Origin of the sequence: uncultured Aquimarina sp., assembly GCF_947492965.1 — a bacterium.
Classification (GTDB): Bacteria; Bacteroidota; Bacteroidia; order Flavobacteriales; family Flavobacteriaceae; genus Aquimarina.
Map to the genome: position 1 here is coordinate 471,444 of NZ_CANLOZ010000003.1, position 16,760 is coordinate 488,203.

Below are 16,760 nucleotides of genomic sequence, written 5' to 3' on the forward strand. Positions count from 1 at the left end.
TTGCATAAATTATTAAATTCATACTGTATGGCTTCTTTACAATATACCTTTAATACTGAAAACTTAGAAAATTCTTCAGAGATTCAAAGCTTAATTATTGAAGTAGAATTTCCTCGATTTTCATTTATTAATGATCATGGAACTCTTCGAAGGTTTACAAATGGTATTAAAAAATTTAAGGCATCACATCAAATAACTGATAAAGAATATTTTGTTGATTTGCCTTTATCAGAGATCGTTGGAAATAAACTTGAAGATATTTATGGTTTTTTTAGATATTATTTTATCGATGTATTGAACCCTCAGATTGATATCAATGATTTTTCAGTTCAATTTAAGATAAACATTAAGGATAGTTTTGGACAATTAATCAAATCTGAGATGTTTGAGGGGATTTTTTATCAAAAAGCTTCAATTTCTTCAGATTTTGATGAGAGAAATTTTAACCAAGAACTTTCTGATTACGAAAATTCTTATAGACCTTATGATAAAAACTCGCAATTAGGGAGGATATACAACATCGAAGCATTACAAAATTTAGCAAAAGAAAGAAATCCGAATGTTTTTATTTTAAACAAACAGGTTTTTGAGTTTTTCAAATTAGACATATATACTAAATCAAAAACTATTCGTACTGATGATTTTAGTCGTCTTTCTTCAATTTCCGAAGCTCAAATTTTGGATTTGTTACAAATTGTTGTAGATCTAAAACAGGACCACGTAAATCCTGATATTTATCTCGTTCAACTTAATGATTATTTAAAAAATATATTAAAGATCAATGTGAATTACGATTCAAATAGCCCAGTTATCGCTTTTCTATATGAGAGCATAAATAAATATCAGAATTTCTTATTGGATTTCCCTCTCACGCTTGCTAAAATAAAAACGGTTTCAGTAAAAGGAAACCTAGAATTTCTAACAGATAAGGAAGTGGCTAATAAAGATTTAGATTTTTACAGTTTAGTTCTGGAAGCCCCGAGAATAGATAATACTCCATTGATATTAAAGTACATTTGGAATTCATCTAATGATACTATTTCAAACAATAAGATTGATTTTTCATTTGATAACAGTACTCCAATTATTACTAATAGTCTATCTAATTTTGTTACTGTAAAATTGAAAGGATTTGACGGAACTACTTTGTGGAATGAAAGATTTAGTCCTAATGATAAAAAATTACAAAACCTTTCCATAGAAATAGAAGAGTATTTCCCAGGGAATATCAACTTAGGATCAAATATAGGTTCTAACAAGGGTATAAAAAAAATTAGAGGTAAAGTTTTACAGAATAGTAATAAGCATAAATTGAAAGACCTTACAATAACCATTAAGGCAAAAAAAGAAATAGATAGTGAATCACAAATTGTAGCAGTAACAACTACAGATAAATCGGGAAATTTCTTTATGCCTTATCCTTATGGTAATTATACGGAAGCTCAAATTTTTGTATCATTAATGCCTAACAGTCCGGCAGAAATAAAAATATATCCGGATAATAATAACGAAACAATTTCTGATGATTTTATTTTTTTACTTTTAGATGAGGAAAGTGTAATTGATCTAGATAAGGAAAAAGAAGACGATTGTGGATGCAATGAAACCAAAAAAGCAAAGCGACTTCCTGATCAAGCAGATTTAATTGAGTCTGATGAATATTCACAAGATATTGGAGGCACTTGTCTTAATTTATCTACACCAAACAGAACACTTCGTGAGTATAGTTACAATGCAATAGTAAGGATTACAGATCCTGAAGTGTCAAATTACACTTTTAAAAAGATTGAAGGAGAAGATGGAACCATACGCTACAATTTAACTCCCGGAGATGGAGAAGAAGCTTATAATCGAGAAGAAATAGGTTTGAACAATCCTGTAAATTGGCAAGATTCTCCATTGGTAACAAAAGCTTCTAATTATCCAAATCAAGACTCTGATTTATCCTTCTATCAAGCTGTGACTGTAGCTACTGGTCATATATTGTATTTTAAATCTGTATTTAAAGCAGATGGATATTCATTAGGAGATTTGGTGTATTCACTTCCATTAGCACCGGGTCAGAAAAAGCAAATTGTAGTTTTTGAATCCTCGCATGCATTACAAGGTGCAGAATCACAATCTCTATCACAAGGAGAAAGTCTTACTGCAGGGTTAATTAGCGATAGATTCATAACAGACCAACTTAGTGGCGGGATTAATGAATCTTTAAATGGACAAAGTAAAGCACATACCTCTGGGATGTCGGCAGGTCTAGGTGCTGCAGGTTCTTATGGAGGCATTGGTGCTTCATTGGGAGTAGCTGGTGGATTTTCGAATTCGAATTCTTCAGCATCTCAAAATAGCTCTAGAAACATCTCTCAGTTCTTTGGAGAAAAATTAAGACAATCTTTAATGCAAAATGCAGAAAGTTATAGAGCGTTAAATGCCTCTGTTGTCACCACAGTTACTCAAGACCAAAATTATGGCGTTACAGCAGAAACTATAGCGAATCATAACCATTGTCATTCTTTAACAATGATGTATTTTGAAGTTCTTAGGCACTATGCCATTTATCAAGAAGTTTCTCATGTAGAAGAATGTGTTTTCATTCCTCTTTTGTTAACTCATTTTACAACAGAAAATATTAATAAGTGGAAAGATATATTGGCAACGAATTTATTACCAATACCTTCTAATACATATTTAGGTAAGTTTTCATATTTCTTTGGAAAGAGAAATCATCCACTGTTGAAAGCTTTTGATGCTAATAAAAGAATTCAAACAAACTATGATCGTGTAGATTTTCCTAAAGAAGGAGAAACTTATGCAGATGGAGATGTTGAAAGTATTCAGGGAAGATTTTCCATGAATGTAAATATGCCAAGACCAAAAACAAAATACGATAGAATAAAGTCCTTACCAATTATTACAAAAATAACGAAACACAGTGAGTTTGATGCTTTAGCAACGGCAAAAGCTTTCGCTAGTCCTTGGCCTTGGGATTGGGGTCCAAAATTCAAAGAAGTTGAAACTCGAACATTAGAAAAAGCTAAAATGTTTGATCATTTTATGATAATGGATGATAATTTTCAATCAGTGCCAGCTGCACAATGTATAAGAGTTGTCAATTTTCATAGGCCATATAATGTTGAAAATAATGGAGTGAATTTTTCAATACAAAGAGAAGAATTCTTTGATGGAGGACACATAGATAAATTGTTATGGGAATCCTATGCCAAGATTTTGGGTTATACAGGTGAGGATGCCGTTTATGATATGTTAGACTATTATTTTAAAGGGCGATTAATTGCAGAATGGGATGAAATTTTCTATAAAGATATTTTGCCTATTGTTTTTTCTAAAATAGTCGATTCCATTTCAATCCATTACGGTTCGGTAACCACTTCAGAAATTAAAAAGACAGTTACAATTAATGGAGAATCAAAAATTGTTACTGATTATAAATTTAAACCGGAGGGAGCGGGATTACCTTTAGACTTTTCTACAGAAACAAAATATACTGGAGGGCATAAAAAAATAAATGTAAACTTTCGATCAACAGGGTCTATTGGACAAACGAGAAAGGATTTGGGAGGAGATGAAAAGTATTTAAGCATTATTTCTAATAATGAGGATATATACGATTTAAAAAATCATATCAAATTAAATTTAGGAAGAGTGAGTTTGCACTATTCAACTGCCCATTTCACAGGAAGAATTTTTAATGGTTATGTAAATGATGATCTTTTAGATGGCACTAATCTTTATATTCCTCTAACAAGAAGGGATAAAATAAATCCGCGAAAAGAAGACGAATACCTAGTAAATGAACTTATTGAACATCTTAATAGCAATTTAGAGTATTATAATAAAGTGTTGTGGAAAAATTTAGATCCAGATAGGCGTTATATGTTGTTAGATGGATTTTCGATTCAAACTTACACTTCCTCAGGTCATAAAGGCAAAATGAGAAGTATAGCCTCTGTTGTAAAAAATGAACTAATAAATATTACAGGTAACTCTTTGGTATTTCCAGTAGCTGATGGGTATAAAGTTGGACAGAATGTAATTCTTGAAACTATTGGTGATAATGTAACCCAAGAAATTTCTTTATTAGATTATTATAAACCCTTAACACCTATCCCTCCTTATAGAATAAGCGTGCCAACACGAGGCGTCTTTATGGAAGCGGTTCAAGGTTCTTGTGATGCATGTGAAATGGTTAAGGAAAACTCTTCTCAAGATTGGGATAAATTTAGAACTGAAGAGACAACATCTATCTCTCCTATCATAACCCCAACACCAACCATAAATCAATATACACCTAAATACAAGGATTTTGCTCAACCTTTAGTAAATATTCAAAATGCTCCGGATGCCCCAGCACCTGCTACAGGATTATCCGGTATAAATCAATTACTCGGCAAATCCGATGTATTTAAAGATATTACTGGCTTAGCCGCTAATCAAAGTAATGCGATTGAAACCTTTAAGGCAAATACTGAAGCCGCACAGAAATATGCAGAAATGGCATCTAGTTTAGCAAAACAACAGCATAATACTAAAAATGCTAAAGGAATACAAGGTGATATAAACAAGGCTAAGAACGAAGGTGTTATATCTGATGAAGATGCCAAAAAATTAACAAGACAACATTTACAACAACAAATCGATGGTGGCGAAAGTATTCGCAATGAGGCTAAATTTGAAAGAGAGCAAAGCAGGCCATCACTTTCTGAGATTGCTTCGGAAGCTGTAAGTAAAGGTCAGTCTGTTGAGGCTGAAAGGACAGATTCTGATGGAGTTCAAGAGTCTTTTAAAATTCAAAAGTTAATTTCTAGCGTGAATAATGATAATCAGGAAGTTGAAATTTCGGAAAATGCTCTTTTTACAAATATATGGAGCTGGACTCGAGCACGTATGCCTTACAAAGATGATCTTAGAAAAGAAGGGATTCAAATGATAAAGAATACTGGAATAACTGATGTTGTTTTTCACTTGAACTCAATTAACTCTCCTAATTCATTTGAGTTTTTGGATAATAAAAGTCAAAATCAAATTATTGATGGATTAAGAACAACCCTCGATAGCTTCCAGAATGAAGGGTTATATTTGAATATTCACTTAATGTTTTTTCCACGTCCTTTTAGAGGTTTTATAAGGGATGCTGTAGATCAAATTTTACCAATTGTTCAAGAATTTAGAATAAAGTCTGTCCTTCTTGATGCAGAGAAGAATTGGAGAAAAATTGGAAGTCAACATCAATGGTGTTCAAATTATTTAAGAGATAATTTTAAAAATCAATTAGGTGATACTAAACTTGGATTTACTTCAGATGTAAAACTTACTGGGAGGGGAGCTCTTTTAGCTAGAATTTGTGATTATTTAATGCCTCAAGCTTATAGTACATCCGGAACTAAACATAATGATGCTCATCTTCGAAGACCAGGGGAGATGCAGGTGGGTCGATATAACTCCTATAGTACTTTAAACATTCCAATAATTTTTGCTCTTGCTGCTTGGGACTTACAAAAGCCTCGAAATATTCCTAATGCATCTGATTATGATACCATGGCTTATACGATAAATAAAATTTTAGAAATTGAAAATTATGATCCAAGAGAAATAGCCTATTGGACATTGCCTTTAGTACAGCATAATTCCGAGATAGAAAGATTTATTAAAGAATTAAAAGTGGCCATTGTTTAGTTAGTGACTTAGGCTTAAAAAGAACCTTTTCTAGATCAAACATAAACCCAAATAAAGTGAATATATTGATTTGGTACATGAATACCTGTTTTTTTAACTTTTCAGGTGGGGGGTTCTGGTGGGGGTTTTTTTACTGTTTTTTCATGTTTTTACAACTTTAAAGAATTTAAATTATTGATAATCAATACTTTATTTTGTGAATATTCACCCTCATAACCCGAAGGTCGCAGGTTCGAGTCCTGCTCCCGCTACTAGGAAAAAGCTTCAGAAATAATCTGAAGCTTTTTTTATTCTCAAAATTAGATGTGCGGTATTTTGGTTTTCTTCGCATAAGCTCACATAAAATTCAAAAACATAACACATTCATGATAAATGTCATATTTATCGGATTCTACAGGAATTACTTTTGGAGTATATTTTAAAGTAATGCCTATGAAAACAAATATTCAGTTCGTGCAGATGCCAACCAGTGAAGCTATGGAGGGTTATGTGCATGAAAAATTAGAAAAACTCTACAGGAAATACGATTGGATTATTAAATCCGATGTTTTTTTCAAAAAAGAAAATGATCCCAAAGGAAAAGGGAAAATTTGTGATATAGAACTAAGTATTCCTGGTCCTAGAATTTATGCTACTTCCAATGAAAATAATTTTGAAATGGCATTTAAAGAAACTCTTAAGGATATCGAGACACTGCTTAAGAAAAAGAAGCAGGAGATGAAACCATATCATTAGTACCATTTACAAATTTGATAATATTCGATTCTAAAGGGCGCTATCTATCAATATACCTATTTAATTAGTCTTGCTCTATGAATTTATTTATAAATCCATGCATCTAAACCCATGAAATAAGCCATAACAATTAAGTTGATATTCACCGATATGATTAGATGGTCATTCCATCTAACCATTAAAAAACAACAAAAATATAAACAGATGAAAAAAATTCTTGTCCCTGTAGATTTTTCGGAATATTCCGAATACGCTTTAGAAGCCGCAGCTATTATTGCTAAAAAATTAAACTCAGAAATTATCGTATTACATATGCTTGGTTTATCAGAAGCCATTCTTACCAAAGATGAAAGTCAGGAAGTAGCAGAAGCTATGTATTATATGAAACTAGCAGAAAAAAGATTTAGCACTTTTTTAGATAAACCGTATTTAGAAGGAATTAAAGTTTCCGAAACAGTTCAGAACTATAAAATCTTTAGCGAGGTAAATAAAGTGGCTAAAGAATATGATGCAGATCTCATCGTAATGGGATCACACGGAACAAGTGGAATGAGCGAAGACATATTCGTTGGTTCGAATACAGAGAAAGTTGTACGAACTTCGGATGTACCCGTATTGGTAATTAAGCAAGCGGTCACAGATTTTAAGATACAAGAAGTGGTTTTTGCCTGCGATTTCAAAATAGAAAATATTCGTCCTTATGTAAATGCGATTAACTTGTTCGAAGCTTTTGGAGCTAAAATACACCTATTGTATATTAATCTTCCTGGAGATAGTTTTAGAAGCTCTGACCAAATAGAAGAAAGGGTGAAAGAGTTTTTGTTTAAAGCTGCTACTGGAAGTATTGAAAGGTTTAAGGATGTTGTTTTTTATAATGATTATACCGTAGAAAATGGTATTTACAAGTATAGTAATCAGGTAGATGCCGATGTGATTGCTATTCCAACTCATGGAAGAAAAGGACTTTCACACTTTTTTAATGGAAGTATTGGAGAGGATATAGCAAATCATGCTAATAGACCTGTGATTACATTTAGAATTTAAATCACATATAAAATAAGTTGAGTTTGTATCATAACGGTTGACAAATAGTCAACCGTTATTTTTTTATCTATTATTGGAAGGATATAAATTTTCTTTCCTAGTATATTAATTAGTACACTAGAACTGTTTTCAATCTAATGAAAACTGCTAGTTACCTATCATAGGAATGTCTTTATAATTCCTAATTAAATGCATAACCGTTGTTATTGGAATTTGGATACTATACGTTCCGGTGTAGGATGGACAAATAATGCAATCATCAAAATAGTAAGTGATAGTTTCGTCATTGATCACAAAATTGTTTTTATAAGCATTAAAATCTGATTCGGAGATTTCCCAACAGTCGTAATACATTTCTCCAGAATGGATAGCTGCTTTTATTTCATCATTCAGAATACTCAATAATTCTTTTTCAGAGCCTAGATCAAAGAAGTCATTGTAATATATAAATTGATGTGTATCCATTTCATAATTAAGACATTCAAACATATACGTAGAATGTTTCATACCCGAATAATAGTTTTCTTTATAAATAACTACACTGACTAAGTCGTTTTTGGCATTGTATATTTTGTAATCGATCAATCTTTTATCCATACATCGTCCTATTTGCATACTGTCGCAAAAGATTACGTTATCCTCCATGATTTCATTTTCAGTAGCTTCAATGTTTAAATAAGTTTCACTTATATAAGTGTTAAAGACAGCATACCCTTTATTAATGTCTTCGTTCAGATATGGATAGGTATAATCCAAAACATAATAATCTTCTGCCTTGTATAATTTTTTATTAATAACTAAATCTTGCAGCTGTGCTTTATCATCGGGAGCAGTAATTAATTTTTTTCTTTTGATTGCCTTCGTTTTTTCTTGGTGCATTTCTAGATTTTCTTCAGAAAAAACAGCTATAGAATCGATATCATCACTATTTGTATCGTGATTAGTAGCTTTTGTATGAGAAGGTTCGGGATGAGAAGATGCTTTTGGTTTACAACCTATAGTACATATAATCAGGATAAGAATTAAATATTTCATAAGTATAATTTTATAATATCAATGTAAATCGGATATGCTAGAATAAAAATGACTTTTATCATCTTAATTATCGAACAGATTTTAAAAACAAAAAAGAGTGAACCTTAATAAAAGTTCACTCTTTTTTCAAGTTTATTAATAATGTAAATTAAAAGAGAGTATTGATAAGAATAATTAATGAGTTTATTGCTAAGCTGGTGATCAAAAGATCTAATACCAATTTTGGTTTTTGTACGGTTAATATAGCTGCATTATGAGCACTACAAATCGCTACACTTAGAAATACCGTAAACATTTCTACAGCGCCATGACCACCCATTAAAGTAGACATAATTGCTACAGAACCTAGACAGGTGGAAGCGATAATTGCTAAAGCAGAATATCCAATGTAATTTTCAGAAAAGTCGGTGTTTATTTTTGCATATAGTGTCATAATAATTTGGTTTTTAATTTGTTGTAAAGGTATATCAGGTCTCAGAACTGAAATATGATATTTGTCAGTAATGGAAAAAAAAGATTAGTTCTCGAAAAGCAATTTTAATTTCCCAAGCATCATTAATTCAGATTTATTTTTTCCTGAGAAAGCACTGGCAATGGCATTACAGGTAGACCATACAAGTTCTTTGATCTGATTGGAAAACATGGAAGTGTGTTCCGTATAAAAGTTTTGGAACTCCTCAAAACAGTCTTCTGCATTAGGTGTTTCATAATCTAACCAATCAAAAACAATTTCTATTTGAAACGCTGCATCTATTCCAAATTCATCTTCGAGATCATCTAGTGGCAACCATTCTGATTGTACAATCTTATGCAAAGATTCATATTCTGAAACGCGTACTACCTTGTCGGATGCAGCAATGGCATAAAATAGTTTACCTAAGCTTTGATACAATGCTACTCCAATATTTTGTGTTGTATTCATGGTGTATTTTTTTAATATTGAAGTAAAAGTAATAGGTGTTACGGAGAAAAATTATGACATAAATCAGGTTGCTGTTTTTTTGTGTAAATTTGTGGATACACCCAAAAAAACAACCTCCATTTATATGTCATTAACCGGTGATAACACTTTTGATATTCTTTCTGAAGCGATTTCTGAAGGAGTAATTATTGTAGATGAAAATCAAATGATTGTTGCCACAAATAGTGCTTCAGAACAAATTTTTGGTTATGAAAAAGGAGAACTTAAAGGACAATCGCTAAATATTCTGATTCCACAACAATATAGAGGAAATCATGGAGGACATTTCCAAAGCTTTATGAAACATAGTCAAAAACGGCAAATGGGAATTGGGAGAGATATTCATGGAGTAAAAAAGAATGGAGATACCTTTCCTGTAGAAGCAGGATTAAGCCCATTTCAGATATATGATAAAACATTTGTCATGGCATTGGTAATGGATATCACAGAACGCAAAAACTATACAGAAAAACTGGAAAGCACTGTAAAAGAGCGAACCAAACAGTTACAGGAAGCTTTAGAGAAAGAAAAGGAACTAAATGAGTTAAAAACAAAGTTTTTATCATTAGTATCACACGAATTCAAAACCCCTTTAAGTGGCATACTAACTTCAACTACTTTGATCGGTAAATACCAAAAAACAGAACAACAAGAAAAGCGAGAAAAACACCTTCATACTATTAAAAGTAAGGTGAAGTACCTTGATAATATCTTAACAGATTTTTTGTCTATAGAAAGGCTAGATAGTGGAAAAGTAAATTATAAATTTTCCACTTTTCCTTTGAGCAAAGTAATTAACGAAGTAGTCTACGATGCCAATATGCTGCTAAAAGATGGACAAAAGATCAATTATCCTCAGGATATTGATGAATATACCCTAGAGTTTGATGAAAAAATATTGGAGTTAACACTAACCAATTTAATAGGAAATGCGATCAAATATTCTGGAGAAGGTACTACCATAGATTTGCAAGCTTATCCAGAAAAAGAGACCTTCGTTTTTAAGGTAATTGATCAAGGTATCGGGATCCCAGAAAAAGAACAAAAGTTTATCTTTAACAGATATTTTAGAGCAGAAAATGCATTATTGGATCAAGGGACTGGCATAGGACTAAATATTGTAAAAAGTCATATAGAAAATCTTGGAGGTTCTATTACTTTTTTAAGTGTAGAAAATCAAGGTACTACCTTTACTGTTACAATTCCTACAACTATAAAAGCAATACACAAATAACTAAATGATGAGTAAGGTTTTATTAATAGAAGATGATACAGCATTACGAGAAAACACAGCAGAATTACTGGAATTGTCTGACTATGATGTTACTACTGCACCTAATGGCAAAGTAGGTATAGAAAAAGCAAAAACCGAAAATCCAGACATTATTGTTTGTGATATTATGATGCCCGAAGTGGATGGATACGGAGTGCTAGAAGCACTATCATTACATAATCATACGCATCAGATTCCTTTTATCTTTTTGTCGGCAAAAACAGAACATAAAGAAATACGCAAAGGGATGGATCTGGGAGCTGATGATTACCTTACCAAACCTTTTGAAGAAGAAGAATTAATAAGTGCAATCGAAAGTCGCTTGGCTAAAGCAGCGATTTTAAAAAAGATGATGACAGGTAGTGCTGTTGCTTCAGAAGATCAAGAGGATACGCTGCGAAACTTACATGAATTGAAGAACTTTTTTGATGATCAAGGTGAGATTTCTAATTATAAAAAAGGAGAAGTTATATATAAAGAAGGAGATCATTCTAATAAAATTTATCTCATCCTAAAAGGAGTGGTAAAAACTCATAAAATGGATGAAAGTGGGAAGGAATTGATCACAACTTTGTACAAACCCGATGATTTTTTAGGATTTACTTCTTTCATGGATAATATCCCGTATCAAGAATCTGCAACAGCAGTAGAGGAGACCGAACTCGCTGGAGTTTCTAAAAATGAACTAAAAGATATTTTAGCAAAAAGCAATAATATATCCTTGGAACTAATGGAGCTCCTTACAGATAATCTTTCAGATATCAAGGAACAATTATTACAGATGGCCTATAGCTCTGTACGCAGAAAAACAGCACAAACAATACTTCAGTTTGCAGAAATTTTAAATAAAAAAACTGAGGAAAACATTAAAATTTCACGAAACGATTTAGCTAGTGTGGCAGGAATAGCCACTGAAAGCTTGATACGTACACTGTCTAGTTTTAAAAAAGATGGTCTAATAGAAATTGAAGGCCGAAATATCAAGATATTAGATTTATCTGCATTACAATTGATGGAATAATTTTTCAATAAATTTCCAAACCTGACATTTGTCATATTTCGGGAGGTAGCGACCAGATATATTTGTATATAACTAGGTGGCGAAAGACATGAATAATATATTAATTCCGACTGATTTTTCTGATAATGCATGGAATGCTTTGGATTATGCCATTTCTTTTTTCAAGAAAGAGGAATGTTCTTTTTATTTACTTCATGTTTCCGCTTCCGAAATGGTGGCATCAGGAATCACTTCTGAAATTATCATGAATCCTTTTGAAGAAAAAACAACAGTATCAAAACGTTTCATAGATCTTCGAGAAAAAATCAAACAGTTTTCCACCAACCAAAAGCACCACTTTTTTACGCTTCATGAATATGGTTATTTAGTAGATACTATACGAAATATTGTATCCGAAAAGTCTATTGATTATATCGTCATGGGTACAAAAGGGGCGTCTGGATGGAAAGAAAGAACGATCGGAAGCAATACTGGAGATGTAATTACCAAAGTGAAGTGTCCGATTTTAGTAATACCCGAAAAAGCAACTTATATAAAACCAATAGAAATAGCTTTTCCTACAGACTATAATCTACAGTATAGAAGCAAAGTTTTAAATACCATTAGAACTGTTGTTGCCACTAGTGATGCAAATTTTCGAATACTTCATATTGCCAAAAAAGAGAAAGAACTTTCTGAATTACAAAAAGGAAATAAAAACCTTCTTGATGATTATCTGGGAGATACTCTAAAGCACAGTTTTCATTTTCTTTCTACCGCTAATATCGAAGAAGGAGTTCAATCTTTTGTAGAAAGTAGTAATATAAATATGATAACGATGATTGCAAAAAATGTGAATTTTTTTCAGCGAATTTTATTTCGTCCTACAGTAGAAAAAATTAGTTATCACACCCATATTCCTTTTTTTGTTTTACACGAATAATAAACCCTAATAATTTCTAACGAATGTGTACAAGTTTAATCACCAAGTATAATGTGCCAGGACCTAGGTATACAAGCTATCCAACAGTGCCCTATTGGAACAATGATATGTTTTCGCTTAAAAAGTGGACAGAATCAGTTCAAAAATCTTTTCATGTTACCAATAATTCTAAAGGAATCAGTATCTATATACATTTGCCATTTTGTGAGAGTTTGTGTACTTTCTGTGGCTGTCACAAACGAATTACCAAAAGACACGAAGTAGAAATACCTTATATTAATGCCGTTATAAAAGAATGGCAATTGTATGTTGACCTATTTGGAACCAGGCCAATAATTAAAGAACTACATTTAGGAGGAGGTACTCCTACATTCTTCTCTTCTGAAAATTTGCAATACTTACTACAAGGTATCTTTTCCTTTGCAAAAAAAGCAGAAGGATTCGAGTTTAGTTTTGAGGGGCATCCTAATAATACAACACGAGAACAGTTACAGGTCTTATACGAAGTAGGTTTTAGAAGAGTAAGTTTTGGGGTGCAGGATTATGATGAAACGGTACAGAAGGCTATCCATCGTATTCAGCCCTTTGAAAATGTGAAATATGTTACAGAAGTTGCCAGAGAAATTGGTTACACATCCATAAGTCATGATATCGTATTTGGATTGCCTTTTCAGACAGAAGAAGCAATTATCAGAACAATCAAAAAGACAAAAGAATTACTGCCTGATCGATTGGCTTTTTATAGTTATGCACACGTTCCTTGGCAAAAAGGGAACGGTCAACGTGGCTTTAAAGAATCAGATCTTCCTACAGCTGCTCAAAAAAGAAGACAATATGAAATAGGTAAAGAATTATTAACGAATGAAGGGTATATAGAAATTGGAATGGATCATTTTGCACTCAAAAGTGATGCACTTTATACATCCAAAATGGAAGGAGATATGCATCGTAATTTTATGGGATATACCATTTCTAATACCAAATTGATGATTGGTTTGGGCGCTTCTTCCATTAGTGATAGTTGGTATGGTTTTGCTCAAAATGTAAAAGGTGTTGAAGCTTATCAGAACTTAGTTCATGAAGGAATCATACCCATTTATAGAGGTCATATGTTAACGAAAGAAGATGAAATCATCAGAAGGCATATACTGAATTTGATGTGTCATTTTGAAACAGATTGGAGTATAGATAATCTTCATTTTGATGAATTAGCAGATGTATCTGATCGATTAGAAGAAATGGAAAGTGATGGATTAGTAGAAGTGACAAATCATAATATAAGAATTACCAAAAAAGGACAACCTTTTGTTCGTAATATTTGCATGGCATTTGATTTAAGATTGCAGCGCAATAGACCAGAAACGCAATTGTTTTCAATGACAATCTAGAATACGAAGAAGCTTCAATATTGAAGTGTAACAAAAACCAGTATAGTTTTATTCAATTTTAACCCGAATTATATACCGTATGATTCGGGTTTAATGACATTCAAAATTGGTAGAGACAATAGGGGATGCTTGTTTTGGAGAAACATAAGGTATTCCTAGTCCCATTCCTCTTAAAATAAAAAGTAATCCCATTACAATGATAAATATAGGGATCATCTTTTGTATCCGTTGTCTTATCCAAGTTCCTTTGAATATGTTGTTTGCAAAGACTATTGCAGTCATCAATGGAATTGTACCCAATCCAAAAAGAATCATATATAAACTTGCTTGTAATATGTTTGAAGAAGTGATAGCACCAAAAACAGCCATATACACAAGTCCACAAGGTAAAAAACCGTTTAAAAAACCGATGGTTAAAAAGGTATCTGTAGTTTTCTTTTGCAAATTATGACCAAGAGCAGCTTTTACTTTTGTAATTGCATAATAAATTGGTCGGGTAAAAGTTTTTTTCTTGGCTTTAATTGCTGGTACTAGGACTATAAGAATCATTAAAATTCCGATGACGATCGATAATCCTTGTTGTAGATTAAAAATATGAAAACTTTTCCCCAGTAAACCAAAGAAAAAACCTATCATTCCATACGCTAATAGCCTACCAGAATGATATATTAAAACCTGAAATAGTTTTTTAGCACTATTGGAATTATGTACTGGGAGCATAAATGCGATTGGCCCGCACATTCCTATACAATGAAAACTGCCTAAAAAGCCTAATATGAAAGCAGATATTAACATCTAATATGTAAATGATTTTTTATATAAGTAATGGATATCTTCATACTTCCAATCTATTGTAATTTTCCATTTTCCTTCGATCATATTTTCGTCTGGAATTATTATGGTATTTCTTTCAAGATTAATTGGAATAGAAAAATCTAGTTGCTTATTTGATGGACGATATAATGAAATTACTCCACTGATTTTTTGAAATTCCTTTTCTTCAGGAAATGTGATGGACAGACCTATAGGTGTTTTTTTAATAAAAACGTCATTAGGCAAAGCTCTTGCATTTTTCTCAGCGTCAATTTCCTTCTGAAAAGCTAGTTCTTTTTTGTAATATTCCTCGGTTACGAGGTCGTGCTCATATTTCTTGTTGGTATTCATACGTACTACGAAGTACATAATAAAGGTTATGAATCCTATAAATACCAATACGATTGCGGTTCCCCAGTTTATTTTCATAGTCTTAGGTTTTTAATTTCTATCTATAACTTCTTGGCCCCAAAAAAGCCGCATAAGTTGTTTCTATTAGTGTATCATTGCTATAAACTCCTATTTTTAGTTTGTCTTTATCCCCACTTAGCACAGATGCATGAACCTCAATAAACAATGTTCCTTCGGCCAGTCCTTGTCTAGGCACAACAAAGTTTTTATGTGTTACTTGTTCAATTTTTCCTTGATGTGATAACAACTCAAAATGTACATCTACAATGTCCTCAGTGGTTTTGTTTACCAACTTATACGTAAATACATTACTAATCATATTATTTTCCTTTCTTTCATAAAGTTGACCAGGTAATCGGAGGATATTGGCTTCTACGTCATTTCTTAAGAATAACATTCCAGTAAGTACACCTGTCAGAATCAATAATACACCGGTATATCCTTTTAATCGGGAAGTAAATTCGAATTTCGCTTTTTTTGCAATATTCTCCTCACTTGCATATCGAATAAGTCCTTTAGGTAGGTTCACGCTTTCCATCATATGGTCACAAGCATCTATACAGGCAGTACAGTTAACACATTCTAGCTGGGTGCCGTTACGAATATCAATACCGGTAGGACATACATGTACACATTGAAAACAATCTATACAATCTCCTTTTCCAGTACTTTGGCGGTCTTCATTTTTTTTAAACTTGGCTCTGCCTGTCTCTTTTTCTCCACGTTTGTAGTCGTACGCAACTACAATCGATTTTGAGTCTAATAATACTCCCTGTAATCGACCATAAGGACAAGCTATAATACATACTTGTTCTCTAAACCATGCAAAAACAAAATAGAAAACAGCCGTAAAAATCAGTAATGAAATTAGAGTGCTAACATGTTTTAAAGGGCCATCAATGATATATTGTAATAATTGATCACTTCCTATAAGATAAGCCAAAAATACATTGGCGATTAAGAAGGAAATGATAAAAAATATAATCCACTTTATTATTCTTTTTCTGATTTTTTCTGCATTCCAGACTTGCTTATCAAGTCGGATTTGTTTTCCTCGATCACCTTCTATCCAGTATTCGATTCTTCTAAAAACCATTTCCATAAAAATCGTTTGTGGACATGCCCAACCGCAGAATAATCTCCCGAAAGCCACAGTGAATAGGGTGATGAATATAACTCCTATAATCATGGAAATCACAAACAAATGAAAATCCTGAGGCCAAAAAGGAGCTCCAAAAATATTGAATTGTCTTTCCAGGACATTAAAAAGCAGGAATTGATTTCCGTTGATCTTAATAAAAGGAGCAGAAAACAGAAAGATTAATAATCCGTAACTTACCCACTTTCTATATTTATAGAATTTTCCACTTGGTTTTTTTGGGTATACCCATGCTCGTTTTCCTTCTGCATTTACAGTAGCAATCGAATCTCTGAATTTTTCATTTGTTGGTGTTTCCAAGAGTTTT

13 protein-coding genes are annotated in these 16,760 nt (G+C 32.3%); 7 read left to right on the plus strand and 6 right to left on the minus strand.

Annotation, left to right across the window (positions count from 1 at the left end):
- The first annotated feature begins 27 nt into the window (after positions 1–27).
- The 3 genes from Q1B37_RS10060 to Q1B37_RS10070 all read left to right on the plus strand — a co-directional run bounded on the left by Q1B37_RS10060 (position 28) and on the right by Q1B37_RS10070 (position 7,470).
- The gene (locus Q1B37_RS10060; protein WP_299898376.1) at positions 28–5,691 is read left to right on the plus strand and encodes a hypothetical protein; all 5,664 of its coding nucleotides are present in this window, start codon (positions 28–30) and stop codon (positions 5,689–5,691) included.
- A gap of 372 nt (positions 5,692–6,063) precedes the next feature.
- A complete protein-coding gene (gene raiA, locus Q1B37_RS10065; RefSeq protein WP_366944315.1) occupies positions 6,064–6,426 on the plus strand; it encodes a ribosome-associated translation inhibitor RaiA in 363 nt (120 codons plus the stop codon).
- 204 nt (positions 6,427–6,630) lie between these two features.
- A complete protein-coding gene (locus Q1B37_RS10070; protein WP_299898377.1) occupies positions 6,631–7,470 on the plus strand; it encodes a universal stress protein in 840 nt (279 codons plus the stop codon).
- A 147-nt stretch (positions 7,471–7,617) separates the two neighbouring features.
- Here the strand turns inward: Q1B37_RS10070 and Q1B37_RS10075 are convergent, their stop codons facing one another.
- The 3 genes from Q1B37_RS10075 to Q1B37_RS10085 all read right to left on the minus strand — a co-directional run bounded on the left by Q1B37_RS10075 (position 7,618) and on the right by Q1B37_RS10085 (position 9,427).
- Complete coding sequence (locus Q1B37_RS10075) at positions 7,618–8,505, minus strand: RsiV family protein (protein ID WP_299898379.1); 888 nt, start codon at positions 8,503–8,505, stop codon at positions 7,618–7,620.
- 148 nt (positions 8,506–8,653) lie between these two features.
- Positions 8,654–8,938 (minus strand): hypothetical protein, encoded by a 285-nt coding sequence (locus Q1B37_RS10080; protein WP_299605925.1) that lies wholly within the window; start codon positions 8,936–8,938, stop codon positions 8,654–8,656.
- 84 nt (positions 8,939–9,022) lie between these two features.
- Positions 9,023–9,427, minus strand: a complete 405-nt coding sequence (locus Q1B37_RS10085; RefSeq protein ID WP_299898380.1) for a hypothetical protein — start codon at positions 9,425–9,427, stop codon at positions 9,023–9,025.
- Positions 9,428–9,551: 124 nt separating this feature from the next.
- Here Q1B37_RS10085 and Q1B37_RS10090 point away from each other — a divergent pair, with 124 nt between their 5' ends.
- The 4 genes from Q1B37_RS10090 to hemN all read left to right on the plus strand — a co-directional run bounded on the left by Q1B37_RS10090 (position 9,552) and on the right by hemN (position 14,070).
- Positions 9,552–10,700, plus strand: coding sequence for a PAS domain-containing sensor histidine kinase (locus Q1B37_RS10090; RefSeq protein ID WP_299898381.1), 1,149 nt, complete (start codon positions 9,552–9,554; stop codon positions 10,698–10,700).
- Positions 10,701–10,707: 7 nt separating this feature from the next.
- Positions 10,708–11,760 carry a response regulator gene (locus Q1B37_RS10095; RefSeq protein ID WP_299898382.1) on the plus strand — a complete coding sequence of 351 codons (1,053 nt, stop codon included), beginning with the start codon at positions 10,708–10,710 and terminating at the stop codon, positions 11,758–11,760.
- Between the two features lie 88 nt (positions 11,761–11,848).
- Positions 11,849–12,682 (plus strand): universal stress protein, encoded by an 834-nt coding sequence (locus tag Q1B37_RS10100; protein WP_299898383.1) that lies wholly within the window; start codon positions 11,849–11,851, stop codon positions 12,680–12,682.
- Between the two features lie 23 nt (positions 12,683–12,705).
- On the plus strand, positions 12,706–14,070 hold the full coding sequence (gene hemN / locus Q1B37_RS10105; RefSeq protein WP_299898384.1) for an oxygen-independent coproporphyrinogen III oxidase: 1,365 nt from the start codon (positions 12,706–12,708) through the stop codon (positions 14,068–14,070).
- A 90-nt stretch (positions 14,071–14,160) separates the two neighbouring features.
- Here the strand turns inward: hemN and Q1B37_RS10110 are convergent, their stop codons facing one another.
- Genes Q1B37_RS10110 through ccoG form a run of 3 tightly spaced genes read right to left on the minus strand, consistent with a single transcriptional unit; the run spans position 14,161 to position 16,753 of the window.
- On the minus strand, positions 14,161–14,865 hold the full coding sequence (locus Q1B37_RS10110) for a sulfite exporter TauE/SafE family protein (protein ID WP_299898386.1): 705 nt from the start codon (positions 14,863–14,865) through the stop codon (positions 14,161–14,163).
- The gene (locus tag Q1B37_RS10115) at positions 14,866–15,312 is read right to left on the minus strand and encodes a FixH family protein (RefSeq protein WP_299605939.1); all 447 of its coding nucleotides are present in this window, start codon (positions 15,310–15,312) and stop codon (positions 14,866–14,868) included.
- Positions 15,313–15,331: 19 nt separating this feature from the next.
- Complete coding sequence (ccoG, locus tag Q1B37_RS10120) at positions 15,332–16,753, minus strand: cytochrome c oxidase accessory protein CcoG (RefSeq protein WP_299898388.1); 1,422 nt, start codon at positions 16,751–16,753, stop codon at positions 15,332–15,334.
- Positions 16,754–16,760 lie beyond the last annotated feature (7 nt).

Excerpts from the sequence above, each read along its gene's own strand:
- Q1B37_RS10060 (WP_299898376.1), top strand. The coding sequence starts at position 28 with ATGGCTTCTTTACAATATACCTTTAATACTGAAAACTTAGAAAATTCT.
- raiA (WP_366944315.1), top strand. The coding sequence starts at position 6,064 with ATGTCATATTTATCGGATTCTACAGGAATTACTTTTGGAGTATATTTT.
- Q1B37_RS10070 (WP_299898377.1), top strand. The coding sequence starts at position 6,631 with ATGAAAAAAATTCTTGTCCCTGTAGATTTTTCGGAATATTCCGAATAC.
- Q1B37_RS10075 (WP_299898379.1), bottom strand. The coding sequence starts at position 8,505 with ATGAAATATTTAATTCTTATCCTGATTATATGTACTATAGGTTGTAAA.
- Q1B37_RS10080 (WP_299605925.1), bottom strand. The coding sequence starts at position 8,938 with ATGACACTATATGCAAAAATAAACACCGACTTTTCTGAAAATTACATT.
- Q1B37_RS10085 (WP_299898380.1), bottom strand. The coding sequence starts at position 9,427 with ATGAATACAACACAAAATATTGGAGTAGCATTGTATCAAAGCTTAGGT.
- Q1B37_RS10090 (WP_299898381.1), top strand. The coding sequence starts at position 9,552 with ATGTCATTAACCGGTGATAACACTTTTGATATTCTTTCTGAAGCGATT.
- Q1B37_RS10095 (WP_299898382.1), top strand. The coding sequence starts at position 10,708 with ATGAGTAAGGTTTTATTAATAGAAGATGATACAGCATTACGAGAAAAC.
- Q1B37_RS10100 (WP_299898383.1), top strand. The coding sequence starts at position 11,849 with ATGAATAATATATTAATTCCGACTGATTTTTCTGATAATGCATGGAAT.
- hemN (WP_299898384.1), top strand. The coding sequence starts at position 12,706 with ATGTGTACAAGTTTAATCACCAAGTATAATGTGCCAGGACCTAGGTAT.
- Q1B37_RS10110 (WP_299898386.1), bottom strand. The coding sequence starts at position 14,865 with ATGTTAATATCTGCTTTCATATTAGGCTTTTTAGGCAGTTTTCATTGT.
- Q1B37_RS10115 (WP_299605939.1), bottom strand. The coding sequence starts at position 15,312 with ATGAAAATAAACTGGGGAACCGCAATCGTATTGGTATTTATAGGATTC.